Consider the following 19,649-nt stretch of genomic DNA (forward strand, 5'->3'; position numbering starts at 1 on the left):
GCGCCCGAGGCGCCCGCCCCCGAGGACGCCGCCGCGGCCCCGGCGCTGGAGGTCCCCGCCCCGGCCGCGGGCCGCCTCTCCCGGCTGCGCGACCGCCTGGCCCGCTCCGGCTCGCCGCTGGGCGCCCGGATGCTCCAGGTGCTCTCCCGCGACCACCTCACCGAGGACGACTGGGAGGAGCTGGAGGAGACGCTGCTGCTCGCCGACGTCGGCGCCGGCCCGTCCGGCGACCTCGTGGACGCCCTGCGCACGCAGGCCCGCGTGCAGGGCCTCAAGGACCCCGCGCAGGTGCGGGCCCTGCTACGCGAGCAGCTGCTCGCCCTCGTGGACCCGACGCTCGACCGGTCGCTCGCGACCGAGCCCACCACCGCCGAGGACGGCAGCACCGTCCCCGCCGTCGTGCTGGTCGTCGGCGTCAACGGCACCGGCAAGACCACCACCGTCGGCAAGCTGTCGCGCGTGCTCGTCGCCGAGGAGCGCACCGTGCTGCTCGGCGCGGCCGACACCTTCCGTGCCGCCGCCGCCGACCAGCTCGAGACCTGGGGATCGCGCGTCGGCGTGCGCACCGTGCGTTCCGACAAGGACGGCGCCGACCCCGCATCGGTCGCGTTCGAGGCCGTGCGCGACGGCGTCGCCGAGGGCGTCGACGTCGTGCTCGTCGACACCGCGGGCCGCCTGCAGAACAAGGCCGGCCTCATGGACGAGCTCGGCAAGATCACGCGCGTCATCACCCGCACCGCGCCGCTGTCCGAGGTGCTGCTCGTCCTCGACGCGACCACCGGCCAGAACGGCATGAACCAGGCCCGCGTCTTCGCGGAGGTCGCCGGGGTCACCGGCATCGTGCTGACCAAGCTCGACGGCACCGCCAAGGGCGGCATCGTCGTCGCGGTGCAGCGCGAGCTCGGCGTGCCGGTCAAGCTCGTCGGGCTCGGCGAGGGCCCGGACGACCTCGCGCCGTTCGACGCCGAGGAGTTCGTGGACGGCATCCTGGGGTGAGTAGGTGTCCGCCCGCGCGGTGAGTGGTGCGGGCGGCCTTACTTTCGTCCGCACGAGCGGAGGCCGACGGCGGTCACCGCGAGGCGGACGGGGTGGACGATGCGGAACACCCTCAAGCGCCTGCTGGCGCTGGTCCCGGTCACGGCCCTGGTCGTCGGCGGTGCGGTGCTGCTGGACGCCGACTCGGCGGAGGCGTTCGGGTACAACCGGGCGGTCTCCCGCGCCTGCGGGCAGAATTGGGTCAACAGCAGCGGCAGCGCGATGTCCGGCTCGGCCAAGACCAGCCACTACTCGGGCAGCTGCCAGGACATCCTGTGGGCAGGGCTGAACGTCAAGGGCATCGGCATCAGTTGGCGCAAGGGCCCGGGGGTGCGGGACATCGCGCAGGCGTACGCGGAGAGCCTCGCGGACACCACGGGCCGGCACAAGGGCTGCGAGTCGTGCGCCGTCACGCTGTCCTGAGCGCCTTGGTCGCCATCGTCGTCATCGGGGTGGGCGGAGCCTGCGCGCGGCCCGCACCGACGGGCGAACCGATCCGGGTGATCGAGCAGCTCGAGATCGCCGAGCTCGAGCGCCGGGCACGGGAGCACGGCTGGACAGAGCAGGCGGACGTGCTGGCGAAGGGCTACGTGACCCGTGCCGACTACGAGCAGGCGATCGACCACGTGCGGGCGTGCGCGGAGGACGGCGGGAACGGCATCTCCGAGCCGACGCTCTCGCCGATCGACAACCTGACACTGGAGTTCGGGTTCCCGGTCGGGGCGATGGACGACGAGGTGATCTGGGACCTCAGCGACCGGTGCCTGCAGCGGTGGCACTCGTTGGTCGAGACGGGCTACCAGGTCTCGCACGAGGCCGTGATGGACGCCGACATCCTGGCGGCGTCCCTCACGTGCATGGCGGACGCGGGCTTCCCGATGGTGGGAGAGATCCGCAACGCCCGCGACATGGCGGCACGGGTGTCCCCGGAGGACGGGGAGGTGCTGTCCGACTGCATCGTGGAGGCGGCGATGCAGGTCCGCCCGGATCTGCCCATGGTGGGCGTGGCCTGGTGACCCGCGCGGCTCGACGCCCAGGAGTCCGTGAACGGCGTCTGGGCTGCGTGTGGGACGTGGGTCCCGGGGGTGGTGGGGTCCAGGTCGCTAGGTTGAGCGCGACATCAGCCGCAGTCCGATCGAACGGAGCGGCAGCATGTCCACCTTCCTCCGGCGCCTGGTCGCGGTCGTCCCCGTCACCGCGTTGCTCGTCGGCGGGGCGACTCTGGTCCACGCCGATCCTGCGTCGGCGTTCGGCGACAACCGCGCAGTCGCACGCGCCTGCGGGCAGAACGACGTGAGCAGCAGCGGGGCGATCCAGTGGACCACCTCGTCCGCTGTGCGGGGGACGGCGAAGCACCAGGCCACCAGCCTGGGTGACACCACCGGTCGGCACAAGGGCTGCCCCTCGTGCGCCGTCACGCTCTCGTGACGGTCGTCGGCGCCGCTGCCGTCTCCGCCGTGATCGGGGGGTGCCACGCGGCGCCGACGTCGGACGGTCCGGTGCGCGTCCTCGAGTACCAGTCCGTCGCGGACCTGGAGGCGGAGGCGCGTGCCCACGGTTGGGACACGCAGGTCGCGCTGCTCGCCGACGGCGTCGTCACGGCGGCGGACTACGAGCAGGCGATCGACGACACCCGTGCCTGTGCCGAGGCACGGGCCAACGGGATCACCGAACCCGTGCTGTCACCGATCGACAACCTGACGTGGGAGTTCGCCTTCCCCATCGGGGCGCTCCCGGAGGACCAGGTGTGGGCGATCAGCGACGAGTGCTCCCAGCAGCACCTGTGGTCGGTGCAGACGGCCTACGTCGCGACGCACGACGCCGTGATGGACGACGACATCCGCATGGCGACGCTCGCGTGCATGGCTGACCTCGGGCACGAGATCGTCGGTGACGTCCGCAACGCCCGCGAGATGGCCGAGCGGATCGACCACGAGCGCGAGCCCGATCTCGCCGACTGCATCGGTGACAGCGAAGTGCGCCTGCGCCCCGACCTCGCGAGCGTCGGCGTGTCGTGGTGAGCGTGCGGGGTCGTGCTCCCGGGGGACCTCGGTCGGTCGCCGTCGTCCTCGGGTCCGCCGTGCTGGTCGGTTGTGCCGGCGGCGTGGCGGAGCCCGGGGAGCCCGTCCGGACGCTGGAACCGGTGTCGTTCGCCGACCTCGAGCGCGAGGCCCGCGAGCACGGGTGGACCGAGCAGGCCGACGTGCTCGCCACGGGGTCGGTGAGCCGGGCGGACTACGAGCAGGCGATCGACCACGTCCGCACCTGCGCCGAGCAGGGCGGCAACGGCATCTCCGAGCCCACGCTCTCCCCGATCGACAACCTCACGCTGGAGTTCGGGTTCCCGGTCGGCGCGTCGGACGACGAGGAGATCTGGGCGCTCAGCGACGCGTGCCTGCAGCGGTGGTTCTGGTCGGTGTCGATCGCCTACCGGGCGACGCACGACGCGGTGATGGACGCCGACATCCGGGACGCGTCGCTGGCGTGCCTGGCGGACCGCGGCTACGTCATGTCGGGCGACATCCGCAACGCGCAGGACATGGCGGTGCGGATGCCGTTCGAGGCGGAGCACGACCTGGGGGAGTGCATCGTCTCCGCGGCGGAGGAGGTCCGTCCCGACCTCGACGGGGTGAGCGTGTCGTGGTGACGCCGTCCTCGGTGGCGCGGCTGGCACTGGCGGGGGCGGTGGTGCTGGCCTGGGTGGCGGCACCGGTCACGGTGGTCGCGGTCCTGAGCAGGGAGGCCGACCAGGTGCGGTTCGCGACCGACGAGGCCGCGTGGGTCGGGGTGCGCGCGGTCGACGGCGCCCGGGAGCAGCGACTCGGCCTGGCGCTGTCGTGGGAGGCGGGGCCGACGCTGGTCGCTCCCGCGTGGGACGGGGTCGTCGAGGTGCGGCACCTCGCCGTGGGCGACGAGGTCCGCAGCGGCGACGCGGTCGTCGTCGTCGCGGGTGTGACCCGGGTGGCGCACGCGGGGGAGCGACCCGTCACGCGGCTGCTGGTGCAGGGCGACCGGGGCCCCGACGTGGCGGTGCTGCACGGGCTGCTGGCCGAGCGCGGGCTCGCGCACGGCGCTGGGGACCGGTTCACCGCGGTGACGGGGCGCGGGGTCCGGGCGCTCGCGGAGCAGCTGGGTGCCGGTCGCACGGAGCAGTTCGACCCGTCCTGGGTGCTGCACATGTCGGCGCCGGTGCTGACGGTCGCCGACCTGGACCTGGACGTGGGGGCGCCGGCGCCGGACGTGGGGGCGCCGGTGGTGACCGGCGCCGCCGTCCTCCTGGAGGCCCGGGTGACGTCGCAGGAGTGGGCGGCGCGCGCGGCGACGCTCGCCGGGGAGCAAGACACGTCCGCCGTCCCGGCGGTCGGGGACGAGGCGCGTTCGGTCGCTCCCGACGCGGAGCTGCGGGTCGGTGGTGCTGTGCTGCCGCTGGTCGAGGCCCGTGACGAGGTGGACGCCGCGGGGCTGCCGGCCGTGACGGCAGCGGTCGACCGCGGCGCCGTCGCCGTGGACGCGGTCGCGGTCTCGCCTCCGGTGCCAGGCTCGTGGGCGGTGGCGTCCGCCGCCGTGCGCTCGGGACCGGACGGGTCCACGTCCGTGCGGCGCCAGCGGGACGGGCGCGACGAGGAGGTCGCCGTGACCGTGGTCGGAGCGGACGGGCCCTCCACCACCGTCGTCGTCGGCGACCTCGACGCGGCGGACCGGGTGGAGGTGCCGGCGGGCGGCGGGGCAGCGACGTGATGTCGGGCGGCCTGGAGCTGCGGGGCGTGCACGTCACGCTCGGCGGTCGGCACGTGCTCGACGGCGTCGACCTCGACCTCGCCCCGGTGGGGTCGGTGGCGGTGGTCGGGCCGTCGGGTTCGGGCAAGACGACCCTGCTGGCGGTGGTCGCCGGTCTGCTCGCCCCGGACGCGGGGACGGTGCTGCGAGGCGGGCGTCCGGTCGACGCCCGGGACGTGGCTTGGGTCATGCAGACCACCCCTCTGCTCGGTGCCCGCTCGGCGGTGGACAACGTCGCGCTCGGCGCCCTCGCCCGCGGGTGCACGCGCGCGGCGGCGGACGCGGTGGCGCGCGACGCGCTGGACGGGCTCGGGCTCGGCGACCGGGCGGGCACGCGGGTGCGGCGGCTGTCGGGCGGCGAGCGGCAGCGGGTGGCCGTGGCTCGCGCGCTGGTGCAGGAGGCACCCGTCGTCGTCGCGGACGAACCGACCGCCTCGCTCGACGCGCACGCGCGCGACCGGGTCGTGCAGGCGCTGCTCGCCGTCGCGTCGGCGGGTCGCCTGGTGCTGGTCGCGACGCACGACCGGGTCGTCGCTGACGGGTGCGACCGGGTCGTGGACCTGGTGGCCGGGCGACCGGCGTGAGGCGGGCCCGGGTCGTCGTCCTCGACGAGGCGCTGCGGGACCTGCTGGCCCGGTGGCTCCTCACCACGCTGGTCGTCGTGGTGGCCGCGGCCGCGGGGGCGTCGACGGTGCTGCTGGTGGCGTCCGACGTCGACCGCGTGCGAGAGGTGTGGGACGCCCAGGTCGCGGAGGGGCGGTTCGTGCACGAGGTCACCGGCGCGCAAGGGGCGGGCGTGGACGCCGCGTCGTGCGCGGCGGTCGGGGCGTGGCAGGGCGTGCGCGCCGCGGGCGGCCGGACGGCGACGACGCCGGTCCGGCTGGTCACCGCTCCCGCCTCGCGGTACGACGTGGCGGCCGTGACGCCCGGCTACGTCGCCGTCGTGTGGCCGGGGACGGCGGCCCCGCTGGCCGGTGAGGTGCTCGTGGGTCCGCACGCGGCGGGCTCCACCGGCCTGCGGCCCGGCGACGTGGCGGTGTGGGCGGAGACGTCCGGGGTCGCCGGCTCGGCGCGGGTCGCCGTCGTGCCCGCCGACGGAACCCCGCGCGACCCCACGGCGGACCGGCAGCTGCTCACGGTGGTTCCCGCCACGGGGACGGTCGACCGGTGCCTGGTCGACGTGGACCCCGACCACGCCGCCGCGGTGCTGCCCGCGCTCTCGTCGTGGTTCGACGGGGTCGCGGGGTCGCCCCGGCCCGTCGTGGACCTGACCCGTGCCGTCGACCCGCAGTCCGCGCTCGCCGCACGTGCGTCCGGCCCGTGGTGGGCGCTCGCGGCGGGCCTCGCGGTCGCGACCGCGGCGGCGTGCTGGTCGGCCCGGCGGGCGGACCTCGCGCTGCTGCGCCTGCTGGGTGCGGACTCCGGGGTGCTCACGCTGCGGCTCGCGGCGGAGTCGGTGGTGCTGGTGCTCGGCCCCGCGCTCGCCGGCGTCGCGGCGGGCGTGGTGGTGGCGGCGCCGGCGCTGGGCCACGCCGTCGTGCGGGACCTGGTCCTGCTGGACGTCACCCGGCTGCTGGCCGTCCTCGCGGTGCTGCCGCTGCTCGGCCTCGCCCTCGTGGGGCGGGGCTCGGTGTTCCGGGTCCTGAAGGAGTCGTGACGGTCCCGTGCTGCTCGCCCTGCGAGATTCCGACCGCCTGGCAACACAACGTTTACGTCGCGGGCGTCGTCGTCACACGGGCGTAACGCGCCCTGCCGTCGGCGGAAATCCCCGACCACGACTCTGGTCCCCGATCCGGCCGCCCGGCTGGCGAGGGGAGAGGCGTTCCACATGGAGATGGACACCGGAGCCACAGCCTGGATGCTGATGTCAGCGTCCCTGGTGCTGCTCATGACGCCCGGACTGGCGTTCTTCTACGGCGGCATGGTCCGCAGCAAGTCCGTGCTCAACATGATGATGATGTCCTTCATCAGCATCGCGGTCGTCGTGGTCGTGTACGTGTTCTGGGGCTGGTCGATGTCCTACGGCTCGGACGTGGGCGGCCTGTTCGGCAACCCGTTCGACCAGTTCGGCCTCTCCGGCGCGATCTGGGACGAGAACGGCGAGTTCCTGATCGACGGGTACGGCGTGCCGGCCATCGTCGGCGTCGCCTTCCAGGTGACCTTCGCGATCATCACGGTCGCCCTCATCAGCGGCGCCATCGCGGACCGCGTCAAGTTCGGCACCTGGGTGGCGTTCACCGCCCTGTGGGCCACGGTCAGCTACTTCCCGCTGGCGCACATGGTGTGGGGCGGCGGCGCGCTGTCCGGCTCCGAGAGCGGCATCGCCGCGATGCTGTTCGGCACCACCGACGGCGCGGCCACGGTCGCCCCGATCGACTTCGCCGGTGGCACGGTCGTCCACATCAACGCCGGTATCGCGGGCCTGGTGCTCGCGCTGATCATCGGCAAGCGCAAGGGCTTCGGCAAGGAGCCGATGCGTCCGCACAACCTGCCGTTCGTCATGCTGGGCGCCGCCCTGCTGTGGTTCGGCTGGTTCGGCTTCAACGCGGGCTCGGCGTTCACCGCCGACGGCACCGCGGGTCTCGCCTGGGTCAACACCACGGCCGCCACGGCCGCGGCGATCATCGGCTGGCTCATCACGGAGAAGATCCGCGACGGCCACGCCACCTCGCTGGGTGCCGCCTCCGGCATCGTCGCGGGTCTGGTCGCGATCACCCCGGCGGCCGGCGCGCTGCGCCCGGTCACCGCGATCATCCTGGGCGTCGTCGCCGGTGTGCTCTGCGCCCTGGCGGTCGGCCTCAAGTACAAGTTCGGCTTCGACGACTCGCTCGACGTCGTCGGCGTCCACCTGGTCGGCGGCCTCGTCGGCACCATCGGCATCGGCTTCCTGGCCGCCGAGGGTGGCCTGTTCTTCGGCGACGGCGTGCAGCTCCTCGTCGTGCAGGTCGTGATCGCGCTGCTGGCCCTGGTGTTCTCGGGTCTGGTCACCGCGGTGATCGGCTTCATCCTCAAGGCCACGCTCGGCTGGCGGGTCAGCGAGGAGGCCGAGGTCGGCGGCATCGACCTCGCCGTGCACGGTGAGACCGCATACGAGACGCTGGGCGGCGCCCGCGTGGTGACGGAGGTGAAGTGATGACGAAGCTCGTGAGCGCGGTCATCCAGCCGCACCGGCTGGACGACGTGAAGTCCGCACTCGAGGCGGCGGGTGTCCGCGGCCTGACGGTCAGCGAGGCCAGCGGCTACGGCCGCCAGCGCGGTCACACCGAGGTCTACCGGGGGGCGGAGTACACCGTCGACCTGGTGCCCAAGGTGAAGATCGACGTGCTGGTCACGGACGAGGACGCCCCGGGCGTCGTCGAGGTGGTCGTCAAGGCCGCCCAGACCGGCAAGATCGGCGACGGCAAGGTGTGGGTCGTGCCGGTGGAGGACGTCGCGCGCGTCCGCACCGGTGAGCACGGCCCCGACGCCCTCTGACGGACGGCGACGGATGACGGACGGACTGCCGTCCGGGGGCGACGCCCCCGGCGGGTCCACGGAGGTCCCGCACCCCAGCAGCAGTGCTGGGGTGCGGGACCTCCGCCGTGAGCGGCTCGACCTGGCGGTGCGGCTGTCCGGACCGGGCAGCGACGGCGAGGCCCGGCGGCGCGCGATGGCGGACCTGGTGCTGACGCGGCTCGCGGAGCAGTGGGACCTGGCCACCGACGGGGAGCCCGTCACGGGGATCGCGCTCGGGGCGGTCGGCAGCGTCGGGCGCGGGGACACCAGCCCGGCGAGCGACCTGGACCTGCTGCTGGTGCACGACGGGCGCGGGCGTTCGGCCGAGGACCTGGCCCGGCTCGCGGACCGGCTCTGGTACCCGGTGTGGGACGCGGGGCTGGACCTCGACCACGCGGTGCGCTCGCTCGCGCAGTGCCGCCAGGTGGCGTCCAAGGACCTGCCCGCCGCGGTGGGGCTGCTGGACCTGCGGCTGGTCGCGGGGGACCCGGGCATCGTGCACCGGGCGCGTGCCGCGCTGCTCGCGGACTGGCGGTCGGCCGCCCGGCGGCGCCTGCCCGAGCTGCTGGCCTCGACGCGGCAGCGCGCGGAGCGGTTCGGCGAGCTCGCCTACCTCATCGAGCCGGACCTGAAGGAGGCGCGGGGCGGCATCCGGGACGCCGTGGTGCTCTCGGCCCTGGCCGCGACCTGGTTGACCGACCGGCCGCACGGTGCCGTGGACCGCGCGCACGCGCACCTGCTGGACGTGCGCGACGCCGTGCAGACCGTGTCCCGGCGGCACACCAACCGGTTGCTGCTGGCCGACCAGGACGAGGTGGCCGAGCTGCTGGGCGTCGGCGACCGGGACGACCTGCTGGCCAGCCTCGCGGAGGCGGGGCGGGTCATCTCGTACGCGCTGGACACCACGGCCCGCAACGCCCGGCAGGCGCTGGCCCGCCCGGCGCGCAAGCCCGTGCTCGTGCGCGGCCGCCGCACCCCGCCGCGCCTGCGGACCGTCGGCGAGGGGCTGGTCGAGCACGACGGCGAGCTCGTGCTCGCCGCGGACGCCCAGCCCGCGGCCGACCCGCTGCTGTCCCTGCGCGCCGCCGCCACCGCAGCCCGGACCGGTCTGACCCTGTCGCCCATCACCATCGCGAGCCTGACGCGCACCCCGCCGCTGCCCGAGCCCTGGCCGAAGGCCGCCCGCACCCTGCTGCTGCAGCTGCTTGCGACCGGGCCCGCGCAGGTGCCCGTGTGGGAGGCCCTCGACCTCGCCGGGGTCGTCACCACCTGGATCCCGGAGTGGGCGGGCGTCCGCAACCGGCCGCAGCGCTCGCCGATCCACCGGCACACCGTCGACCGGCACATGGTCGAGGCGGCCGCGCGCGCCGCCGGGCTGCGCCGGGGTGTCGACCGGCCGGACGTGCTGCTCGTCGCGGCGCTGCTGCACGACCTCGGCAAGCGCGCCGGGGCGGGGGACCACTCCGTCGTCGGTGCGCGGCTGGTCGGGCCGGTGCTGCACCGGATGGGCTTCGGGCCGGGCGACGTCGCCGACGTGACCCTGCTGGTGCGCGAGCACCTGACCCTGTCCGAGCTCGCCACCGCCGCCGACCCGGACGACCCGGCGACCGTCGACCGGCTGCTCGCCGCCGTCGACCACCGGGCCGACCTGCTCGCGCTGCTGCGCGCCCTGACGGAGGCCGACGCGTCCTCCGCGGGGCCCACCGCGTGGACCGCGTGGCGCGCCCAGCTGGTCGACGACCTCGTGGCGCGGGCGACGGCCCGGCTGGCGGGTACCCTGGGACGTCCCTGACCGCCGAGAGAGCGTGAGGATCGCGCGGTGTTCGCCACCCTGTCCGACCGACTGACGTCGACCTTCAAGAACCTGCGCTCCAAGGGGCGGCTGTCCGAGGCGGACATCGACGCCACCGTGCGCGAGATCCGCCGGGCGCTGCTCGACGCGGACGTCGCCGTGCCCGTGGTGCGGCAGTTCACCGGAGCCGTCCGGGAGCGGGCCCTGTCGGCCGAGGTCTCCGGCGCGCTGAACCCGGCGCAGCAGGTCGTCAAGATCGTCAACGACGAGCTCGTCGCGATCCTCGGCGGCCAGAACCGCCCGCTCGCGCTGGCGAAGAACCCGCCGAGCGTCATCCTGCTCGCGGGCCTCCAGGGTGCGGGCAAGACGACCCTCGCGGGCAAGCTCGCCCTGCACCTGAAGTCGCAGGGCCACACCCCGATGCTCGTCGCGGCCGACCTGCAGCGCCCCAACGCGGTGACGCAGCTCCAGGTCGTCGGCGAGCGCGCCGGCGTGCCGGTGTTCGCCCCGCACCCCGGCAACCAGGGCTCGGAGCAGGACGTCGTCGTCGGCGCCGACCCGGTCGCCGTCGCCCGCGAGGGCCTCGCGACCGCGCAGGCGCGCCAGCACGACGTGCTGATCGTCGACACCGCGGGCCGCCTCGGCGTGGACGCGGAGCTCATGCGGCAGGCCGCGGACATCCGCGACGCCGTGGACCCCGACGAGATCCTGTTCGTCATCGACGCGATGATCGGCCAGGACGCCGTCGCCACGGCCACCGCCTTCCAGGAGGGCGTCGGCTTCACCGGCGTCGTGCTGTCCAAGCTCGACGGCGACGCGCGCGGTGGTGCCGCGCTGTCCGTCGCGTCCGTCACCGGCCGCCCCATCCTGTTCGCCTCCACCGGTGAGAAGCTCACCGACTTCGAGGTGTTCCACCCCGACCGGATGGCGTCCCGCATCCTCGACATGGGTGACGTGCTCACCCTCATCGAGCAGGCCGAGCAGGCGTTCGACGCCGAGCAGGCCGAGCAGATGGCGGGCAAGCTCGCCTCCGGCCAGGGCTTCACGCTCGCGGACTTCCTGCAGCAGATGCAGCAGCTGAAGAACATGGGCTCGATGAAGAAGATGCTCGGGATGCTCCCGGGCATGGGCCAGATGCGCGAGGCCATCGAGAACTTCGACGAGCGCGAGGTCGACCGGGTCGAGGCGATCATCCGCTCGATGACCCCCGCCGAGCGCGACAACCCGAAGATCCTCAACGGCTCGCGCCGCGCCCGCATCGCCGCCGGCTCCGGCACCCAGGTGTCCGACGTCAACGGCCTGCTGGAGCGGTTCACCGCCGCGCAGAAGATGATGCAGCAGATGGCCAAGGGCGGCGGCATGCCGATCCCCGGCATGGGCAACCTGCCCGGCACCGGCAAGAAGGGCCGCGGCCGCGTCGCCGCGCCCAAGAAGGCCAAGGGCAAGTCCGGCAACCCGGCCAAGCGCGCCCAGCAGGAGCGGGCCGCCGCCGACCGAGCCGCGGGCATCGCCCCGGCCGCACCCGCCGCCGCGCAGGGCTCGGCGTTCGGGCTCGGCGGTGCACCGCAGCAGCAGGACGCGTTCGACCCGTCCAGCATCGAGGACCTCGGCAAGTTCCTCGGCCGCTGAACCCGGTCGTCGCCGTCGTCGCAGTCGCACGAGGAGGTGCGCGTGGGTGACGTGCTCCACCTGACCGGCCCGGTCGTCCTCGACGACGACCGGGTCGTCGGGGAGGCGTGGGTCGTCGGCGGGCGGATCACGTTCGACCGGCCCGGCGGCGACGCCACGACGGTCGACGGCTGGGTGCTGCCCGGGCTCGTGGACGTGCACTGCCACATCGGCCTCGCCGCCGAGGGTGCCGTCGACCGGGCGACCGCCGAGGCGCAGGCGCTCGCCGACCGCGACACGGGCGTGCTCCTGGTCCGCGACGCCGGCTCGCCCGCCGACACCGGCTGGGTGCACCGCCGCGACGACCTGCCCCGGCTGATCCGCGCCGGACGGCACCTCGCACTCCCCAAGCGGTACCTGCGGCACTACGGTCGCGAGCTCGCCGCCCCGGAGGGGCTGCCGGACGCCGTCGCCGAGGAGGCCGCCCGGGGTGACGGGTGGGTCAAGCTCGTCGCCGACTGGATCGACCGCGACCTCGGGCCCGACGGCGACCTGCGCCCGCTGTGGCCCGCGGACCTGCTCGCCGAGGCCGTGCGGGTCGCGCACGCCGCCGGGGCGCGGGTCACCGCCCACACCTTCGCGTCCGAGTCGCTGGACGACCTGCTCGGCGCCGGGGTCGACTGCCTGGAGCACGCCACCGGCGCCGAGGACCGGCACGTCGCCCGCATCGCCGACGCCGGGATCCCCGTCACCGCCACGCTGCTGCAGGTCGCGCAGTTCGGCGCCATCGCCGAGCGGGCCGACCGGTACCCGGTGTACGCCGCCCGGATGCGGCGGATGCACGCCCGCCGGTACGCGCACGTCCGCGACCTGCACGACGCCGGGGTGCCGCTGCTCGTCGGCACCGACGCGGGCGGCACGATCGGCCACGGGCGGATCGCTGACGAGGCCGCCGAGATGGTCGCGGCGGGGCTGCCGGACCGGGTCGTCGTCGCGGCGGCGTCCTGGCGCACCCGCGCGTGGCTCGGCGTCCCCGGCCTGGCCGAGGGGGAGAGCGCGGACCTGGTGGTCTACGCGGACGACCCGCGCGAGGACGTCCGGGTGCTCGCCGATCCCGCCGCGGTCGTGCTGCGCGGGTCCCGGGTGGCCTGAGGCGCCGCGTCAGGTGCGGCGAGGCGCGTCACGGCGGTGCTCACCCCGCCTCGTCGGGCCGGCCGCGGTAGCCGGACTTGTGCCGCACGACTTCCGGGGGCAGGCCCGCGACGAACCGGTCCCACGGCTCGACGGCACCGCGGAAGTTCGCCGGGTTGAGGAACAGCACACCCCCTTGCCGGGTGATGACCTCGACGTCGCCGTCGTCGTCTCGACCGAGGAGCGCGACGTCCTCGACGCGGATGCGCCCCCCGACGTCGACGACCGCGATCTGGTGGCGTCCGATCAGGACCTCGCTCTTGCGCCACGGCGAGAAGCGGCGCCCTCGGTGCGAGGACATGGCGGGACGCAGCAGGCTGCCGTTGCCCGAGCCCGGGAACCCGTCCGTCAGCAGGTCCTCCTGGATCTCCTGCGGCGTCATCCCGTCGTACGTCGCGAGCGGCTGGTGGAGCGTCAGACCTGACGCGACGAGGCGGGCCTCGGTGTCCTCGCTGATCCCCAGCCGCCCGGGCACGCAGAGCAGCAGGCTCGGGACGGAAGCCCGCAGGACCGCCGCGATCTCGTCCCCGGTGATGGCCTCGATGCGGTCGCGCAGCGCCTGCTCCGGGGCAGCCGACCAGCCCCGCAGGTCCAGCTCCGCCGCCCCGAGGAGCCTGCCCACCCGCCCGTCGACGCTGCGGTGCTCCGCCAGCGCCGTGGCGCGGACGTGGTCCAGGAGCCCGGCGTCCGGACCGGAGGCCGCCAGGTCGGTGACGACGGCGAACGCCTCCAGCGCCGTCTCGTCGACCGAGCCGTCGTGGGGATCGGTCAGCACGGTCCAGCAGACCCGGTCCTCGTCGACGCGCATCGCGTGCAGCTGGACGTCGTAGACCAGGCCGCGGGCGCCGCGCAGATGTCGGCGCAGCGCCTCCACGAGGACGTCCGCGACGAGCCAGCGGGTCGCCGGGTCCGCCCCGACCAGCAGCGAGAGCGCGACGCCGTCGGAGGCCCCGACGACGTACGCCGGCGTCCGCACGGGCAGCGGGGCCGCCTGGGTGACCCGCCCCGGCGCGGAGCCCGGGGGCAGACCGAGGTCGAGGTCCGCGGGCGGCTCGGTCGTCAGCACGAGCCGGGCGTTCCCCGTCGTGAACCACGACGCCGCGAAGGCGAGCACGTCCTGCGTCGACAGCGCCGGAAGCGCCGCGTGGCCAATGTCCACCATGCCGAGCCCCGTGGGTCCGAAGCGGGGGAGCAGCACGTCCCCGCTCGCGTAGACGCCGTCGGGCCCGATCTCCGCCATGATCGCCGCGCGTTCCAGATCGACCTCGGTCTGGGTGACGGTCGCGAGGTCGCGGACCGCTGCCCCGACGCGCCGGAGGAACCCGAGGACGTCGTCGGCGGTGCCGCTGGCGTGGAACACCACGGAGTCCGACGACGAGAACGCGTTGTGCTCGGTCGCGACCGGCCCGACCCGGCGCATCACGAGGTGCTCGACGAGGTGGTGCGCTCCGGCGAAGCGGGGTGCCAGGTCGCGCTGGCCCAGCCCGAACACGAGGAAGCCGTACACGTCTCCCGGGATCTCGGTCCACCGCGTGAGCACGCCGGCTCGGGTCGTCTCGTGGTGCTCGGTGCCGCTGGCCACCGCCATGGTGGGACCGTCCTCTCCTCCGCGCCGCCGCAGGGCGGGGCGGCGCATACCGTAGCGCGCGGGCACGCGGGTGCGCCGCGCCACCGGCGCCATGTCCTCCGAACGGCGCACGGTTGGGGACCGGCCCCGCGTCTGGCAGAATGATCTGCTGTACTCGGCGCGCGCGGCCCCTCTACCCGCGCGGTGCCGTGTCCTTCAGGCCGGACCGGTCGGCATGCCCCACGTGCCCGCCCGCGACGGCCGCCCCGTAGACACCCAGGAGAGACCACACTGTGGCCACCAAGATCCGCCTGAAGCGCCTCGGCAAGATCCGGGCGCCGTACTACCGCGTCGTCGTCGCGGACTCCCGCACCAAGCGTGACGGCCGCGTCATCGAGGAGATCGGGAAGTACCACCCGACCGAGGAGCCGTCGCTCATCGAGATCACCTCGGAGCGCGCCCAGTACTGGCTGAGCGTCGGCGCGCAGCCGACCGAGCAGGTCCTCGCGCTGCTCAAGGTGACCGGCGACTGGCAGAAGTTCAAGGGCCTGCCGGGCGCCGAGGGCACCCTGCGGACCAAGGCCGCCCCGGCCGACGTCAAGGCCGCGGTCGACGCCGTCGCCGCGGACGCCGAGAAGGCCAAGGCCAAGGCGTCCGAGAAGAAGGCCGCCGCTGCCGAGGCCCCGGCCGCCGACGAGGCGCCGGCCGAGGACGAGCAGGCCTGATGCTCGCCGACGCGCTGGAGCACCTGGTCCGGGGCATCGTCGACCACCCGGACGACGTGCGGGTGGACGCCCGCACGCTGCGCCGGGGCGACCTGCTCGAGGTCCGGGTGCACCCCGAGGACCTCGGGCGCGTCATCGGCCGCAACGGCCGGACCGCCCGGGCGCTGCGCACCGTCGTCGGTGCGCTGTCGACCGACGGTCCGGTGCGCGTCGACGTCGTGGACGTCGCCCGGCGGTGAGCCGCGCGTCCGGTGGTGGCACGCGCCACCGCCGGTGAGTCGTACCGGCACAGGCCCGGTCCCCGTCGTGGGACCGGGCCTGTGCCGTGCCCCGGGTCGTGCCGGGGTGCCCGCCCTACGCTGGTCCGGCCACCGGACCCCGAGAGGAACCCCATGCTGCTGACGGTCGCCCGGATCGGCCGCGCCCACGGCCTGCGCGGCGAGCTCGCGCTCGACCTGCGCACCGACGACCCCGCCGCCCGGCTCGCCACCGGTGCGGTGCTGCCCACCGAGCCCGCGGACCGCGGTCCGCTCACGGTGGTGCGCACCCGCGAGCAGCAGGGCCGCTGGTACGTGACGTTCGCCGAGGTCCCCGACCGCACAGCCGCTGAGGCGCTGCGCGGCGTGGAGCTCGTGGTCGACGTCGACGACGCGGACGCCTCGGACGACGAGGACGCCTGGTACCCGCACGAGCTCGCCGGGCTGCGCGCGGAGCACGTCGACGGCCGGGTGCTCGGCGAGGTCGTGGGCCTCGAGCACCTGCCCGCGCAGGACGCGCTCGTGCTGCGGGAGCCCGACGGCGCGCGCACGCTCGTGCCGTTCGTCCGCGCGATCGTGCCCGTGGTGGACGTCCCCGGCGGCCGGGTCGTCCTCGACCCCCCGGGTGGGCTGCTCGCCTCCGACGCCGCGAACCTCGTCGTCAGCGACGAGACCTCGGGCGGCTCCGGCGCGGTGGACGGCGACTGACGTGCGCATCGACGTCGTCTCGATCTTCCCGGCGTACCTGACCCCGCTCGAGCTCTCGCTCGTCGGGAAGGCGCGCACGACCGGGCTCGTGGACCTGCGGGTGCACGACCTGCGCGACTGGACCACCGACCGGCACCGCACCGTGGACGACACCCCGTTCGGCGGCGGTGCGGGCATGGTGATGAAGCCCGACGTCTGGGGCGCGGCCCTGGACGACCTCGTCACCGAGGGCAGCCACCTGCTGCTGCCCACGCCGTCCGGTGCACCGCTCACGCAGCGGCACGCCGAGCGCTGGGCCACCGACGAGCACCTGGTCATCGCCTGCGGGCGGTACGAGGGCATCGACGCGCGGGTGGCCGCGCACTACGCGACCCGGCCGGGCGTGCGGGTCAGCGAGTACTCCATCGGGGACTACGTGCTCAACGGCGGCGAGGTCGCCGCGATGGTGCTGGTCGAGGCCGTCGTCCGGCTGCTGCCCGGCGTGGTCGGCAACCCCGAGTCCCTGGTCGAGGAGTCCCACGGTGCCGCCGGGCTGCTGGAGTACCCCGTGTACACCAAGCCCCCGGCCTGGCGGGACCTCGACGTCCCCGAGGTGCTGCTGTCCGGGCACCACGGGCGGGTCGAGCGCTGGCGCCGCGACCAGGCCCTCGAGCGCACCGCCGCCCGGCGGCCCGACCTGCTGCGTGCGCTCGACCCCGCGGGGCTCGACAAGGCCGACCGGGCCGTGCTCGACGGGCTCGGCTGGACCGTCGGCGGGGAGGGGCCCGTCCCGCCCGAGGACGGCTCCGCCGCGTCGTGACCGGCGCCACGGCTGTGGTCGGCGGGCCCGCGTCGACCTGACCCGCGCGGCTCTGGCATACTTGTCCGCTGGTGCGCGTACGGTCGCGTCTCTGCCACAGGGGAGACGAGCACGACCCGCCGGACTCCGGCCGCGGACCACCCACTGCCATCCCGGCACCGCAGGGTGCCGACGACGACGCGTGTGACCTGTGGCACCGCGGGAAAGCGACTCACGATGTCCCACATCCTCGACTCCGTCGACGCGGCTTCGCTGCGCTCCGACGTCCCGGACTTCCGTCCCGGCGACACCCTGAAGGTCAACGTCAAGGTCGTCGAGGGCAACCGCTCTCGCGTCCAGATGTTCCAGGGCGTCGTGATCGCCCGCCAGGGTGACGGCATCCGCGAGACCTTCACGGTCCGCAAGGTCTCCTTCGGCGTCGGCGTGGAGCGCACCTTCCCGCTGCACTCCCCGACCCTGGAGTCCATCGAGGTCGCGATCCGTGGTGACGTGCGCCGCGCGAAGCTGTACTACCTGCGCAACCTCCGTGGCAAGAAGGCCAAGATCAAGGAGAAGCGCGACGCGGTCCCGGCCAAGAAGGCCTGAGACAGCCCCGCAGCACGCCCGACGGGCGGTCACCGGCCACGGCCGGGGCCGCCCGTCGGCGCGTCCGGGGGAGGATGTGTGTGCGGGCCACGGAATGGTGGGCACCCGGACGAGTGACGTGGGAGAGTGAGCCGGTGACGGACCAGGATGCGACGACGGCCGACGCGACCCACGCGGGGAGCGCGGAGCCGCGCCGGCGCGGACCCGTCGCGTCGTTCCTGCGGGAGACGGCGATCATCCTGGTCAGCGCGCTGGTGCTGTCCTGGGTGGTGAAGACGTTCCTCGCGCAGGCGTTCTTCATCCCGAGCGCGTCGATGCACGACACCCTGCTCGAGGGCGACCGGGTGCTGGTGAACAAGCTCGCCCCGGGCCCGTTCGACGTGCACCGCGGGGACATCGTGGTGTTCGCGGACCCGGGCGGCTGGCTCGACCAGCAGACCGTCCCTGAGACCAACGTGGTGCAGGACGCGTTGATCGCGGTGGGGCTGATGCCTCAGCAGTCCGAGGACCACCTGATCAAGCGCGTCATCGGCCTGCCGGGCGACACGGTCGCCTCCGCGGGCGACGGGTCGCCGCTGACCGTCAACGGCGAGCCGGTGGACGAGACCGCGTACCTCGCGCCCGGTGCCAGCCCCAGCGAGATCCGGTTCGAGGTCGTGGTGCCGACGGGCTCGCTGTGGGTGATGGGCGACAACCGCCAGCACTCCGCCGACTCCCGCTACCACCTCGGCGACCCCGGCGGCGGCGCCGTGCCGATCGACGACGTCGTCGGCGTCAGCTTCGTGACCCTGTGGCCGCTCGACCGGATCGGCCTGCTGCGCAACCCCGGTGACGTCTTCGCGGACGTGCCCGACCCGTCATGACGCTGCTCGACCCGCCCACCCTGCCCGGCCCCGCACCTCGTCGGGCACGCCCCGCGACCGCCCGCCCGGTGCCGCACCTGCGGCACGAGCGCGCGCTGCTGCGTGCGGGCGCGACGCTCGTCGCCGGCATGGACGAGGTCGGGAGAGGCTCGCTCGCCGGGCCCGTGAGCGTCGGCGTCGTGGTCGTGGACGCGACCACCCGCAGCGGTCCGCGCGGGGTCGCCGACTCCAAGCTGCTCACCGCCGCCGCCCGCACCGCCCTCGTCCCCGCGCTGAGCCGCTGGGGCGTCGCCCGCGCCGTCGGCCACGCCAGCGCCGCGGAGATCGATGCCGTCGGCATCATCGCCGCCCTGCGGCTCGCCGGGCAGCGCGCCCTGATCGCGGTCGCGGGCGTCGTCGGCCCGGTCGACGCCGTCGTCCTCGACGGCTCCCACGACTGGCTGACCCCGCCCGCCCAGGGCGCGCTGTTCGACGCGGAGCCCGGGGTCGTCGCGACCGGCGACGTCGACCTCGGCGTCATCGGGACGCCGCGCGTGCACCTGCGGGTGAAGGCCGACCGGACGTGCGCCACCGTCGCCGGGGCCAGCGTCCTCGCGAAGTGCGAGCGCGACGCCCTCATGGTCGACCTGGCTGTCGAGCACCCCGCGTACCGGTGGGACTCGAACAAGGGCTACGCCTCCGACGAGCACGTCTCGGCGCTGCGCGAGCTCGGTCCGAGCCCCTGGCACCGCCGCTCGTGGCGGCTGCCCGTGGGCGCGTGACGCGCGCGTCGGGTCCCGACCGGCCGACGCACGGCCGCCGATGGGGGATGATGGGTCGGTGAGCGCCGAGGACCTGGAGAACTACGAGACCGACATGGAGCTCGCCCTGTACCGCGAGTACCGCGACGCCGTCGGGCTGTTCTCGTACGTGGTCGAGACCGAGCGCCGGTTCTACCTGGCGAACCACGTCGACCTGCAGGTGCGGTCCGCCGCGGGCGAGGTGTACTTCGAGCTGACCCTCGCCGACGCCTGGGTCTGGGACGTGTACCGGTCCGCGCGGTTCGTGAAGTCCGTGCGGGTCGTCACCTTCAAGGACGTGAACGTCGAGGAGCTCGTCAAGGCGGACCTCGACCTCGGCGGCAGCGGCGGCTTCACGCGCTGACTCCGCTGGTACCGCTGGCCCGCTCGTGGAGCGGGCACCGAGCCGTCCACAGGCTCGGGTGGTGCGCACCGTCCCCAGGTCGGCCCGTCGTGACCGGCGGGCGG

At 74.7% G+C, this 19,649-nt stretch carries 23 protein-coding genes; 22 read left to right on the forward strand and 1 reads right to left on the reverse strand.

Annotated elements, in window-relative coordinates; translation table 11 throughout:
* The 14 genes from ftsY to EBM89_RS07315 form a co-directional block, all read left to right on the forward strand.
* Window positions 1–996: signal recognition particle-docking protein FtsY (gene ftsY, locus EBM89_RS07250; protein ID WP_122148782.1), on the forward strand; the 996-nt coding region annotated here is incomplete at its 5' end.
* Window positions 997–1,095: 99 nt separating this feature from the next.
* Window positions 1,096–1,458, forward strand: a complete 363-nt coding sequence (locus tag EBM89_RS07255) for a hypothetical protein (protein ID WP_122148783.1) — start codon at window positions 1,096–1,098, stop codon at window positions 1,456–1,458.
* A gap of 77 nt (window positions 1,459–1,535) precedes the next feature.
* Complete coding sequence (locus tag EBM89_RS07260; protein WP_158609556.1) at window positions 1,536–2,051, forward strand: hypothetical protein; 516 nt, start codon at window positions 1,536–1,538, stop codon at window positions 2,049–2,051.
* 136 nt (window positions 2,052–2,187) lie between these two features.
* The gene (locus EBM89_RS07265) at window positions 2,188–2,463 is read left to right on the forward strand and encodes a hypothetical protein (protein WP_122148785.1); all 276 of its coding nucleotides are present in this window, start codon (window positions 2,188–2,190) and stop codon (window positions 2,461–2,463) included.
* Window positions 2,460–3,056 carry a hypothetical protein gene (locus tag EBM89_RS07270; protein ID WP_122148786.1) on the forward strand — a complete coding sequence of 199 codons (597 nt, stop codon included), beginning with the start codon at window positions 2,460–2,462 and terminating at the stop codon, window positions 3,054–3,056. Before EBM89_RS07265 ends, EBM89_RS07270 begins: the two co-directional genes overlap by 4 nt.
* A gap of 122 nt (window positions 3,057–3,178) precedes the next feature.
* The gene (locus tag EBM89_RS07275; RefSeq protein ID WP_147463477.1) at window positions 3,179–3,682 is read left to right on the forward strand and encodes a hypothetical protein; all 504 of its coding nucleotides are present in this window, start codon (window positions 3,179–3,181) and stop codon (window positions 3,680–3,682) included.
* On the forward strand, window positions 3,679–4,773 hold the full coding sequence (locus tag EBM89_RS07280; protein WP_147463478.1) for a hypothetical protein: 1,095 nt from the start codon (window positions 3,679–3,681) through the stop codon (window positions 4,771–4,773). The genes EBM89_RS07275 and EBM89_RS07280 overlap by 4 nt, the downstream gene beginning before the upstream one ends.
* A complete protein-coding gene (locus tag EBM89_RS07285) occupies window positions 4,773–5,396 on the forward strand; it encodes an ABC transporter ATP-binding protein (protein WP_122148789.1) in 624 nt (207 codons plus the stop codon). The genes EBM89_RS07280 and EBM89_RS07285 overlap by 1 nt, the downstream gene beginning before the upstream one ends.
* A complete protein-coding gene (locus tag EBM89_RS07290) occupies window positions 5,393–6,469 on the forward strand; it encodes a hypothetical protein (RefSeq protein ID WP_122148790.1) in 1,077 nt (358 codons plus the stop codon). Before EBM89_RS07285 ends, EBM89_RS07290 begins: the two co-directional genes overlap by 4 nt.
* 171 nt (window positions 6,470–6,640) lie before the next feature.
* Window positions 6,641–7,945: an ammonium transporter gene (locus EBM89_RS07295; RefSeq protein WP_122148791.1), complete on the forward strand. Its 1,305-nt coding sequence runs from the start codon at window positions 6,641–6,643 to the stop codon at window positions 7,943–7,945.
* Window positions 7,945–8,286, forward strand: a complete 342-nt coding sequence (locus tag EBM89_RS07300; protein WP_122148792.1) for a P-II family nitrogen regulator — start codon at window positions 7,945–7,947, stop codon at window positions 8,284–8,286. Before EBM89_RS07295 ends, EBM89_RS07300 begins: the two co-directional genes overlap by 1 nt.
* A 13-nt stretch (window positions 8,287–8,299) precedes the next feature.
* A complete protein-coding gene (locus EBM89_RS07305; RefSeq protein WP_122148793.1) occupies window positions 8,300–10,099 on the forward strand; it encodes a [protein-PII] uridylyltransferase in 1,800 nt (599 codons plus the stop codon).
* Between the two features lie 27 nt (window positions 10,100–10,126).
* A complete protein-coding gene (ffh, locus tag EBM89_RS07310) occupies window positions 10,127–11,728 on the forward strand; it encodes a signal recognition particle protein (protein ID WP_122148794.1) in 1,602 nt (533 codons plus the stop codon).
* 42 nt (window positions 11,729–11,770) lie between these two features.
* Complete coding sequence (locus EBM89_RS07315) at window positions 11,771–12,859, forward strand: amidohydrolase family protein (protein WP_233571606.1); 1,089 nt, start codon at window positions 11,771–11,773, stop codon at window positions 12,857–12,859.
* Window positions 12,860–12,899: 40 nt separating this feature from the next.
* Here the strand turns inward: EBM89_RS07315 and EBM89_RS07320 are convergent, their stop codons facing one another.
* On the reverse strand, window positions 12,900–14,486 hold the full coding sequence (locus EBM89_RS07320; RefSeq protein ID WP_122148795.1) for a M16 family metallopeptidase: 1,587 nt from the start codon (window positions 14,484–14,486) through the stop codon (window positions 12,900–12,902).
* A gap of 272 nt (window positions 14,487–14,758) precedes the next feature.
* On the opposite strand from EBM89_RS07320, the gene rpsP reads away from it, so the two are divergent.
* The 8 genes from rpsP to EBM89_RS07360 all read left to right on the forward strand — a co-directional run bounded on the left by rpsP (window position 14,759) and on the right by EBM89_RS07360 (window position 19,545).
* Window positions 14,759–15,190, forward strand: coding sequence for a 30S ribosomal protein S16 (rpsP, locus tag EBM89_RS07325; protein WP_122148796.1), 432 nt, complete (start codon window positions 14,759–14,761; stop codon window positions 15,188–15,190).
* Window positions 15,190–15,429 carry an RNA-binding protein gene (locus EBM89_RS07330; RefSeq protein ID WP_122148797.1) on the forward strand — a complete coding sequence of 80 codons (240 nt, stop codon included), beginning with the start codon at window positions 15,190–15,192 and terminating at the stop codon, window positions 15,427–15,429. The genes rpsP and EBM89_RS07330 overlap by 1 nt, the downstream gene beginning before the upstream one ends.
* 153 nt (window positions 15,430–15,582) lie before the next feature.
* A complete protein-coding gene (gene rimM / locus EBM89_RS07335) occupies window positions 15,583–16,155 on the forward strand; it encodes a ribosome maturation factor RimM (protein ID WP_122148798.1) in 573 nt (190 codons plus the stop codon).
* Window position 16,156: 1 nt separating this feature from the next.
* Window positions 16,157–16,954: a tRNA (guanosine(37)-N1)-methyltransferase TrmD gene (trmD, locus tag EBM89_RS07340; RefSeq protein ID WP_122148799.1), complete on the forward strand. Its 798-nt coding sequence runs from the start codon at window positions 16,157–16,159 to the stop codon at window positions 16,952–16,954.
* Between the two features lie 216 nt (window positions 16,955–17,170).
* A complete protein-coding gene (gene rplS / locus EBM89_RS07345; protein WP_122148800.1) occupies window positions 17,171–17,539 on the forward strand; it encodes a 50S ribosomal protein L19 in 369 nt (122 codons plus the stop codon).
* Window positions 17,540–17,673: 134 nt separating this feature from the next.
* Window positions 17,674–18,402 (forward strand): signal peptidase I, encoded by a 729-nt coding sequence (lepB, locus tag EBM89_RS07350; protein WP_233571607.1) that lies wholly within the window; start codon window positions 17,674–17,676, stop codon window positions 18,400–18,402.
* Entirely contained in the window at window positions 18,399–19,163 is a 765-nt protein-coding gene (gene rnhB / locus EBM89_RS07355) for a ribonuclease HII (RefSeq protein ID WP_122148802.1), read from the forward strand. Before lepB ends, rnhB begins: the two co-directional genes overlap by 4 nt.
* 58 nt (window positions 19,164–19,221) lie before the next feature.
* Window positions 19,222–19,545, forward strand: coding sequence for a DUF2469 domain-containing protein (locus EBM89_RS07360; RefSeq protein ID WP_122148803.1), 324 nt, complete (start codon window positions 19,222–19,224; stop codon window positions 19,543–19,545).
* Window positions 19,546–19,649: the final 104 nt, after the last annotated feature.

Source organism: Cellulomonas triticagri, from assembly GCF_003696205.1.
Classification (GTDB): domain Bacteria; phylum Actinomycetota; class Actinomycetes; order Actinomycetales; family Cellulomonadaceae; genus Cellulomonas; species Cellulomonas triticagri.

Excerpts from the sequence above, each read along its gene's own strand:
- EBM89_RS07255 (WP_122148783.1), top strand. The coding sequence starts at position 1,096 with ATGCGGAACACCCTCAAGCGCCTGCTGGCGCTGGTCCCGGTCACGGCC.
- EBM89_RS07265 (WP_122148785.1), top strand. The coding sequence starts at position 2,188 with ATGTCCACCTTCCTCCGGCGCCTGGTCGCGGTCGTCCCCGTCACCGCG.
- EBM89_RS07285 (WP_122148789.1), top strand. The coding sequence starts at position 4,773 with ATGTCGGGCGGCCTGGAGCTGCGGGGCGTGCACGTCACGCTCGGCGGT.
- EBM89_RS07295 (WP_122148791.1), top strand. The coding sequence starts at position 6,641 with ATGGAGATGGACACCGGAGCCACAGCCTGGATGCTGATGTCAGCGTCC.
- EBM89_RS07300 (WP_122148792.1), top strand. The coding sequence starts at position 7,945 with ATGACGAAGCTCGTGAGCGCGGTCATCCAGCCGCACCGGCTGGACGAC.
- EBM89_RS07305 (WP_122148793.1), top strand. The coding sequence starts at position 8,300 with ATGACGGACGGACTGCCGTCCGGGGGCGACGCCCCCGGCGGGTCCACG.
- EBM89_RS07320 (WP_122148795.1), bottom strand. The coding sequence starts at position 14,486 with ATGGCGGTGGCCAGCGGCACCGAGCACCACGAGACGACCCGAGCCGGC.
- EBM89_RS07330 (WP_122148797.1), top strand. The coding sequence starts at position 15,190 with ATGCTCGCCGACGCGCTGGAGCACCTGGTCCGGGGCATCGTCGACCAC.
- rimM (WP_122148798.1), top strand. The coding sequence starts at position 15,583 with ATGCTGCTGACGGTCGCCCGGATCGGCCGCGCCCACGGCCTGCGCGGC.
- rplS (WP_122148800.1), top strand. The coding sequence starts at position 17,171 with ATGTCCCACATCCTCGACTCCGTCGACGCGGCTTCGCTGCGCTCCGAC.
- rnhB (WP_122148802.1), top strand. The coding sequence starts at position 18,399 with ATGACGCTGCTCGACCCGCCCACCCTGCCCGGCCCCGCACCTCGTCGG.